Genomic DNA, 14,837 nt, shown 5'->3' with positions numbered 1-14,837 from the left:
TACCAAAGGTTAAGGCTGCTTTCTTTTATAAACAAACACATTAAACTTTTTCACATGCAGAAAATCTACCATAAATCTATATTAGGGATTGCTGTGATGTTCTTTTTTTCATCCTACGGACAGACCAGGGATGGAGTAAAAACAGACCCGAAGGAACGTGAAATCCAGGCTTTTCAGAAAAAAGTACAGGATTATACGCAAAAGCAAAAAAATGAAATTCAAAGGCTTAAAGGCTCGGGCCATAAAGAATTCATTTCTGAAAAAGGGAATGAAAAACAGCTTATAGGAGCGGACGAGAGCGGCCGGCCAATGTATTATACTACTCTTAATGCAGGAGCAGCAAAAATGACGAAGGCAGATAATCTATATCCGGGTGGTGGAATTGGACTTAATATAACCGGAAACAATATGGTTATTGGCCAATGGGATTATTCCAAACCAAGAACGACCCATCAGCTATTATCCGGAAAAATCAATACTTATGACAGTTCTCAAAATCAGACTATTTCACGACATAGCACCAACATAGCAGGAACACTGGCGGGGAATAACGGGGAGGCCGAAGCCAGAGGAATTGCTTACGAGGCAAAAATCAATGCCTATGACTGGGTGAATGATGTTCAGGAAATGCTCTCCGAAGCTTATAACGGGACAACAGGAATATTAGTGGCCAATAACAGCTATGGCTTCGATCCTATGTATCTTCAGACCTATCAATTCGGGAAATATAATCTTACCGCCCAGTCATGGGATAATCTGATGTATTTGAAGCCTTACCTGCAAATTGTAAAAGCAGCGGGAAATGCAAGAGAAATAGACCCCGGTATTGTTCCGCAGGTTTCTGCTAAAAACGGATATGATTTGCTCGAAGGAGCTGGAATTGCCAAAAATGTTCTGGTTGTAGCCTCCGCAAAGAAGAATATAAATATGAGCTCTGATGAAGCATTTGACATTTCAGCGTTCAGCAGCTACGGACCGACAGATGACGGAAGGATAAAGCCTGATATCTGTGCTCCGGGAGAAAATATATATTCATCCATTGAAACATATGACGCAGCATATGGGACCTACAGGGGAACCTCTTCGGCAGCAGCTGTTGTCTCCGGTATTATTACACTTCTTCAGCAATACTATAAATCCGTAAACCCGTCACAAAAGTATATGCTTTCCTCTACAGTAAGAGCATTGCTGGCCCATACTGCAAACGATAAAGGAACTGAAGGACCCGATTATATATACGGCTGGGGACTGGCGGACGCAAAAAGAGCGTCAGAAGCCATTTATAATAATATTGAGGGAATTATTAATAATGAGAAAAAAACGACATTAATAAAAGAAGTGACTTTAAACCAAGGGAATAAGTATACGCTGTATGTAGTTCCCTATGAAACTACCCAGCCATTGTCTGCTACAATTTCATGGACAGACCCCCAGGGAAACATGGTGAGTAATGTGGTCGATCTCAATAGTCCGAATGTAGTTAATGATTTAGATTTAAAAATTGTAAAAATAAACCCTGACGGAACAGAGAGTACCTACTATCCGTGGAAGTTAGGCGGAATGAGTAATCTTACAGGTGCTGCAACGAATACCTCAACAAACGATGTAGATACCATAGAAAGGGTTGATATTAAAAACCCTCAGAAAGTCACCTACAAAATCATTGTTTCTCCAAAAACAAACACAACACCTTTGTTACCAAGTGGAAATCAGACATTTTCAATTGTAGTTTCAAATGTGGATTTCTGCTATAAAGAAGATCTGAAAACCCAGGTAAGCCCTGCAGATGACATTACAACAACTCAAACAATATTAGCTAAGCAGATCGTTGCAAGCAATAAAGTCATTGCTCCGGTTCAGGGTGTTGAATACATCGCGTCCAGGGATATCCTTTTGCAACCAGGATTTCAGGTTGAGCAGGGAGCTGGTTTTAATGCTTTTATAACACCATGTTTTGATATTATTTCTGCTTTAAGATACGTGGCCCAGCAAAGAGTTGATGCAGGAGCTCTTTCCACAACCAGCAGCGGTGTGGCACTTGAGCATTTTACCCTGTTTCCAAATCCGGCAAAAGAAGAAGTAAATATCAGATTTTTCTTACAGAGCGAATCTGCAATCAAAATCTCAGTATATGATGCTTCAGGTAAGCTGATATCAACGGATCAGAGCTCAACGAAATTTCCAAAAGGGGAATTCATAAAAACAATAGATACAAGATCTTTTTCTCAGGGAATCTATATGGTTTCTATAGAAACAGCCGAATATAAGGAAACAAAAAAACTGATAATAAAATAAAACGCTCTATATGAAAAAAATATTTACGGTTCTCAGCGTTTTACTTGCCTGTATTTCGAATGCCCAGTCTCCCGGAGGAGTAGGCGGTACAAGTGTTTGGTATAAAACCAACTCGCTTCAGACCCCCTCTCTGATGTATCAGGATTACAGCGGCAACCAGCATCAGATACAAGCTTTAACGGGAGTCAATAAACCTGCTTATTCATTACTTAATTATAATGAATGTTTAAATTTTGACGGAACAGATGATTTTTTAAAGTTTCCTTTTGTAATAGAAACAATGGATAAACTGACTTTCTTCACGGCTTATCAGAACAATAATCCCACACAGGAATCAGCTTTGTTTACTACAGATAATACAGATGAGAAAGAGTTGTTTTACAGTACGAAGAATATTTTCAGATATAATAATGATCAGATTAATTTTATTAATACCAGTACAATAGATACTCTGGCTTCTTTCAGTCTGTACTCAAAGTTTGGAAACCCTTCAGCTAAAATCACTAAAGTTATAGGCAAAACAGGACTTTCATCAATGTATATCGGAAAAGATGAAGGAAGTCATCAGTGGCAGAACTTTAAGGGAAAGCTTCCTGAATTTTTTGCCTACGGAAAGATTCTTACTCTTAATGAACGAAACAGGGTGAATTCCTATCTGGCTGTAAAATATGCGATTACCATGCCTTATACGGAATACTTAAGTTCTAAAAATAAAAAAATCTGGAAACAGGCCGATTTTAATGATTATCCTGCCCGTATCACGGGTATTGCAAGAGACGGATATTCGGACCTTTATCAAAAACAGGCTACCAGCTCATCAGAACCCAAAAGGCTGATTATTGCAGCGAAGAAATTAGCTGCAGACAACAGGTCCAATGATGCCCAATTTGCAGATCAGAGTTTTTTGATCTGGGGTGATAATAAAAAGCCCCTCGAGCTGGATAATGATACTTTCGGATATCAATTGTTAAAAAGAAAATGGAAAGCGAGATTTACCTCTGAAAACTCACAGACAATTTCAACGGAAGTGGTGTTTTCCATTAAAGATATTATTCAGCAGATTCCTGCTGATAAAAAACTTTGGCTCCTGGTGGATAGAACAGGGCAGGGAAATTTTAATTCCTCCAATATTGAAGCCTATCCAATGGATCATATTGATAATGATCAGGGAGTGCATTTTAAAGATGTTGTTTTTGATCAGGACTTATCAGGAACGGATGTTTTCTCATTTGCTTTAGGAAATAAGATTTTATCTGTTTACGAGATTACCCAGCCTACATGTACCGTTACAAACGGAACGCTTAATTTAAATATTAAAGGAGGTAAAGCCCCGTTTAATGTTGCTCTTACAGGTAGCGGAACTACACAGAATATTACTGTCCAGACTTCGCAGGTATCATTTCCGAACCTGGCAATCGGTAATTATCACCTGGTAATTAAGGATGCTGATAATAATGTAACGTCCTACGACTTTTCAGTCAGCGATTTCAGTACTATTAATTTAGACCTCGGTCCGGATGTGGCAATTTCTTCAGGAAATGCAGCTCAGTTTAATGCATCCACACACATTACAGATCCACATGCTGTATATTCATGGACTTCCGATAACGGATTTACGAGCAACTCTCCTGATATTAATGTTTATGAACCGGGAGAATATACCGTAACGGTCACAACATCAGATGGCTGTATTAAAAAAGATACGGTAAAAGTGACAAGAAAAAGAGAAAACGGAATTGTAATTTATCCTAACCCTGTACCTAAAGGACAACAGTTTACTATCAGGATTATTTCTGATAAAATAGAAACTGTGGATATAAAAATACATGACGGATCCGGCAGATTGGTAAAAACCATACAGGACAAAGGCAAGGATTATTACGAAATAAAAGATACGCTTCCAACAGAAGGAGTTTACCTAATTATTGTTAAGACTTCGTCTGAAATCAAAGTATTCAAGCTAATTGTACAAAATTAATACCCATATCCAGGGCACTTTAAATAAAACAGAAGTGCCTTGGATGAAAAAATACATATAAAAGAATGAAAAGATCTTTATTAAGCGTCTTAAGAACGAATACGAAACTTCTTAATTCAATTATATTTTTCACTTGCTGGTCCCAGGTTCATGCCTATGCTAATTCATATTATCTGAGTAAGCAGGAAAGCGTGGTGCCCATAATGAAAATTAATGATGCATTAAGAAACAGTACGAATAAAGAAATTTCCGGTAATAATGTTACTGAAGAAAATAAAGAAGATTCTAAAGTATCTGATAATATCCCGGAAAGTAGTTTTAATGGGAAGAATAAGAACTCAGCCAACAGAATGCTTGTTTCTATCAATAAAACGATCAGCAATAAGGCATCTGTATCTAAGTCCAGTGAGAAAAGGTACTATATTTCCGATATCAGAGAAGGGATAATAGGAACGAATGCTGAACATCCGATTGATCAGATCTATGATAATATTTTTACGGTTTCTGTGGATGAAAAAATAAATCCCGCTTATGAGTATACCCTAGAATATGATTTGTATGGCGTCGACAGCTATAAACAAGTCAGTAAAGTCATCAATGACGATTTGGCAGTGGGAGGCAAGAATGTCGGGAAAAACTCTGATTGGACACATCAATCAGAGCCTATGGCGAACCAGTCTGTCAGACAGGGAAAAAATACGGTAATTTTTACATTGCCTCATCTTTCAGATTATAGTTATAAAGTAAGAAACCTTAGGATAGGAATCTCCAATAAGAAACAGAATCTTGAAAATACAATTGAAGCAAAATACAATGCCCAATCTGTTTCAAAATTTGTTGGAAGCATAGGCAATGCCGAAAAGATTAGTCTAAGTTCAGCTGAATTAAACATTCCGCAAGGAGCTCTTAAAAGTGCAGAAGTTTTTTCAATTACCGCACTTAGAGACATAGATATGCCCGCACTTACTCCCGAAATGGTAAATGTCACCTCAGACAATGCAGGCTACCGGTTTCTTCCACATGGAGATCATTTTTCGGCTCCGGCAAAAGTATCTTTAGGATACGACAAAAAGAAAATACCTACCGGATATACGGAGCAGGATATCAAAACCTTTTATTTTGACAGAACAGAGAAAAAGTGGATTGCTTTAGACAAAGACAGTGTTAATATACAGCAGAATATTTTAGTGTCAAAAACCACTCACTTTACCGATATGGTAAATGGGGTTTTAAAAGTTCCTGAATCTCCGGAAACCGGAAGCTATGCCCCGAACTCTATCAAAGATATCAAAGCAGCCAACCCTTCCGAAGGAATTGTAAGTATTGCGCCGCCGTCTCCTAACAGTATGGGGAGTGTTACAACAAACTTTCCAATCAAACTTCCTGCCGGTAGAGCCGGAATGCAGCCGTCTTTAGGGGTAAGCTACAGCAGTGAAGGAGGGAATAGCTGGATGGGACTCGGCTGGGATATGTCTATCCCTGCTGTAACGATTGATACAAGATGGGGAGTGCCGACTTACAATCAGGGTACTGAAACAGAATTGTATTCAATAGGAGGAGAACAGCTGACTTTTGAGGTAAGTCCTGGTGTGTTTGCTATGCCTAATAGAAATGAAGGATTTGAAAAAACAAGACAGTCAGACAGACAATTTTATCCAAGAATTGAAGGGGCCTATAATAAGATCATAAGAAAAGGGACAAACCCTAAAGATTATGTATGGATAGTAACATCTAAGGATGGAACAAAATCATTCTTTGGAGGAGACGAAACAGGTGTAAAATATAATGCTATACTTAAAGATACTCTTGGAAATATCGGGCATTGGGCTTTGTATAAGACTATTGACACAAACGGGAATTATGTATTATATAAGTACGATAAGTCTACCTATACAGGTAGCCCTGGAAATGGGGGTCAGGAATTACATATTTCTGAAATAGATTATACACTACATACTACGCAGAATCCTGCAAAAAAATACAGCGTTTTATTTACAACAACTTCCGGTAGAGAAGATGTTCAGATTAATGGCCGACTGGGGTTTCTTCAGATAGAATCAAAAAGATTAAGCAAAGTAGAAGTTAAATATGGTAATGAAAACATAAGAAGCTATGAGTTTGAATACAAAAATGATGATAAAACCTTCAAAAAGTCCCTGTTAAAAAGTATAACGGAAAAAGATGCAGCAGGCGCTGTTTTCTATACCAATAAGATAGAATATAATGAAGCTCCTGATGCTCCAAATATGTTTGGTGCGCCTATAAACTGGGGAGCCCCGGATCATGCCAGTTTTCCAGGTTTGCTTTCTTCAGGGCAGCTATTCCAAGGATATACCATGCTTTCCGGAAGTCAGGGAAAATCTACAGGAACCAATTTTGGAATCAGTGTAGGGGTTTATAACTTATCTTCTCCTCCTACAAGTGACACCGGTCTGTTTAGTTTCAGACAAGGGACTGTAGGCGCGCATGGTTCTATTAGCAACTCAACCTCAGAAAGTAAAATCACCTTAATAGATATAGACGGGGATAATCTGGCGGACAGAGTGTATGAAAATAACGGGGTTATTTCTTATTCTAAAAATTTATCAACGGCAACAAATGGGGTTCAGGCATTTGGACCTGTGGTGAATGTTGGAAATTTACAGGATATAGGAAAGTCCAAAAACTCATCCTGGGGAGTAGGAATTGATGCTAATTTTAGTGGTGCAAGCCTTGGATTCGATTACTCCAATAGCACAAATACCACCTCATCCTATTTTATGGATTTCAATAATGATGGGTTGGTAGATTTTGTTAAAAACGGAAAAGTATACTTCAACAGCCTCGTAGGAAACGTTCCTTCATTTGATCCTAATAGCGGTTTGACGCCGTATCCTATTAATATTACAGCGATTGGTGCACAACCTTCTATCTCATTATTTGATGATCAGGATAAAGCAGAAAAAAAGATGATGCTGGAACAAAATCCACTGCATGACGTTGTTCGTGCGTGGGTTGCTCCAAAATCCGGAACGATTACAGTTAAAAATGCTTTCAAACTGAATCAGGCATCATGTAATCCGGAAGAAGACTGTAGTAAAGCAGACGGTGTTGCAATTTCTTTTCAGTATAAAAATAATGATCCTTTAGTTAATAATATTAATGCCGGAGACTATAGCCTGCATTCTTTCGGAGATCAGTTAATTAATATCAGTAAAGGAGAAAAGCTTTATTTCAGAGTATCTTCTAAATATGATGGAACACTTGATCAGGTTACATGGAATCCTGAAATTACTTATTCAACTCCAAATATTCCAGCTGTTGATAGTGATAACAGAGATTTGTCCACCTATAAATCACAGGAAGATTTTGTAAACTCCGGGACCAGCTCTTTCATGGTCGGAAATGCTGGAACATTAAATTTATATTTAAACAAAACAATCCCGTTGTCTGATGATGCTAAAATATTTCTTACAATCAATGATGTAGATTATCCTCAGTTTCCAATGACCATCACCTCTGCCTCTACTTATAACAATAGTGTTATTGGTTCACAGGTGAATTTAAATCCAAATGATAAAGTATCTGTAAAAGTATATACAGATACCCAGATCGATTGGTCAAACTTTAAATTAATTCCTGAATTTACCGAGACTTCAACCGGTGAAAAGACCTATTTGCAGGTAGAGTACAGTATGTATAATGACAGAGGAAATTTTGTAACCTATGCAACCCAATCGGGAGATATAGGGAAAAAGATTTCTGTAAAGGCATCATCCCTTCCTAATTTTAATGGGAAAAGCGGAAAGGTTGTTATTTCGGCAAAAATTAAAAATAAATTATTAACCAAGACGGTTTATAATGTTGTTAACGGTAACGCAACTCCAGTTTTTGGAACACCATACACCATAGTTTCTCAGGATTTAAATGAGAATATATACCTGGAAACAACAGTAAGTAGTGACGACAGAGACTTTATCAATAATATCACAAGCATTAGCGGTACCCTGATAAACAATGGTCTCAATTATATAGACAATCCGAATAATTTATCGGTACAGTTATCCGGTTCAAATACAGTACAGCAAACAGGAACAATTGTAATCAGTCAGGCTACAATGCTGAAGTTTGAATTAGGAAATTATGTTGCGGGAACATCAGCAACACTAGGTATTAATACATTTTTCCCTAACGGAACTTTATCCGGACAATCAGGAATGCCTGTATATTCGGAAACAATGCTTAATCCGGGAACTTATACCTATACGCTGACATTTTCTCCTGGAGGAGCACCTTCAGCATTTACGAAATTATATATTGAAAATCCGGGCAGTGAAACTACCATTACCAGTTTTACAAATGCACCGCCGCATAAACCGGTTTTAGGGCCGCAAACACCAACATCAGCATTAAACTCAAATGAATATGACAGCAGATTCGGTATACTATATCGCGGGTGGGGTGGATTTATCCTGAATGGGAATAATTTAAGCAAGAATACTGTGGTAGAAGCATATGACATTAACAATAACTATGCTAATGGTGGGACAGCTGCTGAAATGAAGGTAGATGAAACCCGCTTGAAACTAAGCAATGCTTACGGTACAGATCCGGGAACAAATCCTACGATTAATAATCCTACAGTAGATCCTGATGGTAATGTTACGATCGTAGATAATGATGGAGCATTGTCAAAGAACTATTTCCTGACCATTAATTCCAATATTAATAATAATGATAAAGGAAGATTGACAGATGTGGATCCAACCATATACATTTCTCAGAATACCATCAATGCTTCTCGTTTAGGAATACACAACATAGATTCTAATTTTAATAATAATTCATTAAGCCAGGCTGTCGGGTCTGAGCTGAATGCACCAAATATCCAGCTTAAAAATCAAAGTATAAGTGTTGGTGCCGGAGCAAGTATTGGCTTTGCCGGAGTGAACGCATCCCAAACTATTTTTTCTGAAGCCAAATCGGTCCGAAATGTTTTAGATTATAACGGAGACGGTTTCCCGGATGATTTTAGTAAAACCAATGTGAAAATCACTTATCCGGTAGGGTTTTTATCTGGCGCTTCTTTAAACGTGGGAAGCCAGTCAATTTCAAAAGCCAGTTCATCAGGACTTTCTTCAAGTTATTCATTTGTACATGGTGAATCTACCAGAATGGCTTTTATACAGACAACTGGAGAGAAATCAAAAAGCAGGGCATTTAATGATAACTTAATCAAGAGTTCAGTTGACAGTAAGGTAGCCGCTACTAAATTATCTGTCAGTGCAAATGGAGAAACTTCTACTGAGCATTCAAAGCAGACATTCCTGGATATCAATGGAGATGGTCTTCCTGATAAGTTTAATACAAATAATTTTGAACTAAATATAGGTAACGGGTTTGCAGGAAATGATTCCTGGGGATCAGATATCAAGCCAGAGGGAGTAGGAAATGGATTTGGACTTGGAGGAGGAATCAGCTTATTCAGAGGAAGTTTTGAATTCGGGGTTAATTTTAGCTCTAATACAAGTAACACGACAAAAGAACTGGTTGATATTAATGGGGATGGATTGGCAGATAAGGTTTTATATTCAGGAAATACAGCAACAGTATATCTTAATTTAGGAGATAGAATATCGGACACTCCGCTAAATTTAAATTTCCAGAATGTGAATGATGTTCATAAAGATGTATCTATCAGTGTTGGAGGGAATGCAGCGGGAACTATCTTAATTCCTATTCCTATTGTTGCAGGAGTAAGCGGGTTGAAGCTGAACGTGACTTTAGGCGTTTCTAAAGGAAATTCAACTTCAAGATCCCATGCGACGTTCAGAGATATGAATGGAGATGGCTATCCTGATTTTGTAAAATCCGACGATACAGATAACATTACCGTGCAGCTTAATCAAATAGGAGTAACCAACCTTCTTAAAAAGGTAACCACCCCGATGGGAGGCTCATGGGAAGTTGATTATGAAAGAGTAGGAAACACTTATGATATGCCTCAAAGTAAATACGTATTAAAAAGCGTAGCTACAAATGACGGATTTACGGGAGATAATGCCTTTAGTCCGGATGTATCAAAAGTTACAGTAGAGTATCAGAATCCTTATCACAGCAGAAGAGAGAGAGCTTTTTATGGATTTGAAAATGTAACAATTAATCAGATTGATACTAAGCAGGGGGGGATTTCTTCAAACGCTGTGTATAGGAAAACAATCCAAAAATTTAATAATACTAATTATTATTTAAAAGGGTTATTACTTACAGAAAGACTCATGGATGTCAACAACAAAACATGGACAACCAAAGTCAACAACTATTCATTAAAAAAGATACAAAATACGAATGATTCTTTTTTATATAAACAAAAAGAGGACGAAAAAACATACCAAGAGTTTGCATGTTTTGTAGCCTTACAGAATACAAATTCCCACTTTACTGAAGGAGATACAGGGTGGAAAACCACCATTACAAAAATAAACGCATATGACCAGTGGGGTAATGCTACAGATATAGAAGATTCAGGAGATCCGGATATTGGAGCATCTGAAATATTAACGAGTAAGGTAGTATATACTTTAATTAATCCGTCGGCATATATCATTATGCCAACCTCAGTTAAAAACACAGCAAATGCTGTAACCAGAGAGAAAAAAGCAGAATATAATACTAATGGGAATATTTCTAAAATGACGATTCTTAATCAGGGAACGAATTATTCCGTTTATGATTTTGAGTACGATGTTTATGGAAATATAACTAAGTCTACTGGTCCTGCAAATGTTCAGAACCAAAGATTCTTCCAGCAGTATACCTATGATGATAATGTAAAAACTTATCCGGTAAAAGTTCAGGATGCCTTTGGATACAGCAGCAAAACCCAGTATGATTTCCGTTTCGGAGTGCCTACTTATACTGAGGATATGAACCTGCAGCCAATGAAGTATGTATATGATGCCAAAGCAAGAACTACAGAAATTACAGGGCCATACGAATTATTTAACAACATTCCATGGACTATAAAATTTGAATATAACCCGATTACGTATGCTCCGCTTAATGCTTCCAATGCACAGTCTTTTGCAGTAACAAAACATTATGATCCGGAATACACAGACAGCACTATTAATACCATCACCATTGCAGATGGTTTTGGAGGAGCGGTTCAGGTGAAGAAAACCGGAGATATTCATAATGAAGGAGTAAAATATATTGTAGGAGGAAAAGTAGAAGAAGATGCCTTTGGAAGAGCTTTAAAAACTTACTATCCTACAGTTGAAAGTGTTGGCTCAAATAATACACAGTATAATCCTGCCGTAGATAATATTGAACCTACCATCAACCAGTATGATGTATTAGACAGGGTGGTTTATACCAAACTGCCGGGAGAAAACCTGTTCTCAACAATTACTTACGGTTTTGGAACAGACTTCCAGGGAAGAAATATGTTTGAAACCGTTTTCAAAGATGAATTGGGAAGCGTTAAAAAAACATATACCGATATCAAAGGAAGAACAACCTCGGTTCATGAAGTTTCCAATACCGGAGATATCAAAACTCAGTTTACCCATGATGCTATCGGCGAAATTCTTCAGGTAAAAGATGTAAATGGTAATATTACGACATCTGTTTATGATGATTTGGGAAGAAGGGTTTCTTACACTCATCCGGATAGTGGAGTTACCACTTACAAGTATGATCCGGCCAATAATATGACTTCTAAAACTAATGCAGCCAATGAAACAGTAGAATATCAATATGACTATTCAAGGCTGAAAGAAGTTAAATACCCTTTATATCCGGAAAACAACGTAAAATATTACTACGGAAATGCATTGGATGCTTCAGCAATGGATAATAATGCGGTAGGTAGATTATGGTATCAGACAGACGCTACAGGAACGCAGTATCTGAAATACGGAAGACTGGGTGAACTTACCTACCAAAGACGTTCAGTTGCAGTACCTGGAGCACAGGTTTACTGGTTCGGAACAGAATGGCAGTATGATACCTGGAACCGTGTGAAAACCATTACCTATCCGGATGGAGAAAAATTAACATACAAATACAACCGGGCAGGTAACTTAAATAATGTTGCCTCTGTAAAAGACGGTAATTCCTATCCGATGATCAATAGTCTTGGATATGATAAATTTGAACAGAGAGTATACCTGAAAAATGGAAACGGTACGGAAACAACATACGAATACGAGACTAATCGCAGAAGATTGTTGAAAATGTATGCTCAAAATACCAATACCAACAGATTCTTCATGCAGAACGTATACCAATACGATGTGGTATCTAACGTAATGCAGGTTCATAACAACGCTCCTGTAGTAAATGGTCTTTTAGGAGGAGGAACCAATTATGCATTCGGTTATGATGACTTGTACCGTCTGACTTCTGCTTCAGGAAATTGGAGAGGCATCAATACGCAGGCTCAGGAAGAGCGCCACAGGTATACCGTTGCCATGTCTTATGATAATATGCACAATATCATGAGCAAAACCCAGAAGCATGAATGGACGACAGGTGCCAGCAACAATAACTGGACGGCAATGGAGCCAACCTCTTACAGGCTGAACTACAAGTATGAAAATTCTTCACATCCACATGCTCCTACAACCATTGTAGATGAACCTAATTTAGTCCCATCATCTACATGTTGCAATCCGGATGATCCGGGAGTGAAGTTCCAACATTATAAATATGATGCAAAAGGAAATCCTACGACTATTGAACAGGAAACATGTACTTATACTGAAGCAAAAGCGGTATATCAGTGGGATGAGGAAAACCGCCTTCGTTTTGTAGATACTAATCCTTCTACTCCTGAAGTTGACGGAGCAGCGATCTATACCTATGATGCGGGAGGAGAAAGAATTATTAAAGATGTAATGTATTCAGGGATGCTTTTCAGAACAAGAGCAGAGCAGACAAATACATGGCCGCAGACACTTATGACATACCATTCAGCAACTATTTACCCTAATGGACTGTTGACAATGAACCTTTATTTTGATAGCCTTGGAGGTGTATCACTTCCTCGTTATACAAAACATTATTATGCAGGATCCCAGAGAATAGTAACTAAGAATGGAACAAGCGATAATATTGGAGTTTTTGATTGTAACTGGCTAATCATCCCATTTGCAGGAAGCACTCCGCCTATTAATCCAGCCAATGTGTCTAATACCATTTTACAAACTTCTACACAAAGCAGTCTGACAGTAATGCAACAGAACAACATCACGCCACCACCTAACTATGGGCAAAATGCAGGATACAATGGAGCTTGTGTTAATGATTATGCAGGAGATAAGGAAAAAGAAATCTATTGGTTCCATCCGGATCATTTAGGTTCAAGCAGCTTTATTACAGGTGCAGATGGAGAGGTAACCCAAAATATAGAATACTTCCCAAGTGGCGAAACCTTTGTGGAAAATCACAGAAACAGTAACTATAGCCCATACAAATTTAATGGCAAGGAACTTGATGCTGAAACTGGGTACTACTATTATGGAGCGAGGTATTATAATCCTAGAGTTTCTCTTTGGTTAAATGTGGATCCTTTGGCGGAGAAGTATCCCTCTTGGAGCCCTTATGTGTATTGTATGCAAAACCCAATCAATGCCATTGACCCTGACGGTCGTAGGGTATACTTCGTTGGAGGGGCAGGAAATGATTCTGATGGATGGAATTATATAGGTCGTTTTAAATCAATATGGACATCGTTAGGGATAAGAGGCTTTAAAAGAGTTAATGCAAGCCATGGTAAAATTGGAGATATAGGGTTTGTAAATGATTTTCGTAATAAACAAGCATATTGGACGAATCCAGAATTTTCTTCATCTCAAAAGCATAGTGCTTCCGATGATAAACAATATAAAATAGCACTGAAAGGTATTTTAAATGATTTAAAGAAAAATCCTTTAAAAGATGGCGAGCAATTAAATCTTACTGGTTATAGTTATGGTTCTGTTTTACAAGAACATCTTGCAATCGGGCTAGCAGATAAGGGATACAAAGTTGATAATTTAATTTTAGTAGGAAGTCCTACATCTGATGATAGTGATTTGATGAATAAATTAAAAGAATATCAAAAAGCAGGTAAAATTGGAAATATAATAAGAGAAGATATTAAAGGAGACCATTTAAGTAATCCTAAAACTGAAGGACAATTTATAAGAGGAGGAATACAAAACAGTCCTTTGGGAGATGGTGATGATGGTGCTCATTTTGATTTAGCAAGACCAGGAAAAGAAGTAGATAAAAGAATTGAACAATTAGGACGAAAATTACAGCAAAATGGGGTCAAGTAAAATAATATATGCCAGTATTGTTATTTCTATTGTTTTAACTTTAGTTATAAACCTAGTACCGTCAAAAAATTTTTTTGGGGCATATTATGTTGATCTTTATATAATAGTTCCTCTAATTTTGGTACAATTATCAACATTATTATTTTTCAAAAAGCTTATTACTTTTGCTCATATAATCAATGTGTTAATCGTTTTAATAATGATATTTATAACATATAAATTTATTGTAAATGGTTAGTGAAAATCCCGCTGAAAAG

Annotated in this window: 3 protein-coding genes; all 3 read left to right on the top strand. The window is 37.4% G+C overall.

Translation table 11 applies throughout. The features are described from left to right. The first annotated feature begins 54 nt into the window (after positions 1-54). The 3 genes from ACM40_RS03885 (at position 55) to ACM40_RS03875 (ending at position 14,580) form a co-directional block, all read left to right on the top strand. Complete coding sequence (locus ACM40_RS03885) at positions 55-2,295, top strand: S8 family serine peptidase (RefSeq protein ID WP_048501487.1); 2,241 nt, start codon at positions 55-57, stop codon at positions 2,293-2,295. Between the two features lie 10 nt (positions 2,296-2,305). Beyond that, on the top strand, positions 2,306-4,273 hold the full coding sequence (locus tag ACM40_RS03880; protein WP_048501486.1) for a T9SS type A sorting domain-containing protein: 1,968 nt from the start codon (positions 2,306-2,308) through the stop codon (positions 4,271-4,273). Positions 4,274-4,338: 65 nt separating this feature from the next. Beyond that, entirely contained in the window at positions 4,339-14,580 is a 10,242-nt protein-coding gene (locus ACM40_RS03875; RefSeq protein ID WP_048501485.1) for a SpvB/TcaC N-terminal domain-containing protein, read from the top strand. The last annotated feature ends 257 nt before the right edge of the window (positions 14,581-14,837 follow it).

The sequence above is a fragment of the Chryseobacterium sp. BLS98 genome, from assembly GCF_001045445.1.
Taxonomy (GTDB): Bacteria; Bacteroidota; Bacteroidia; order Flavobacteriales; family Weeksellaceae; genus Chryseobacterium.
Note: the sequence above shows the minus strand (reverse complement) of the source record. Positions and strands in the feature narration are given on the sequence as shown.

Coding starts and splice junctions, on each gene's coding strand:
- ACM40_RS03880 (WP_048501486.1), top strand. CDS start 2,306: ATGAAAAAAATATTTACGGTTCTCAGCGTTTTACTTGCCTGTATTTCG.
- ACM40_RS03875 (WP_048501485.1), top strand. CDS start 4,339: ATGAAAAGATCTTTATTAAGCGTCTTAAGAACGAATACGAAACTTCTT.
- ACM40_RS03885 (WP_048501487.1), top strand. CDS start 55: ATGCAGAAAATCTACCATAAATCTATATTAGGGATTGCTGTGATGTTC.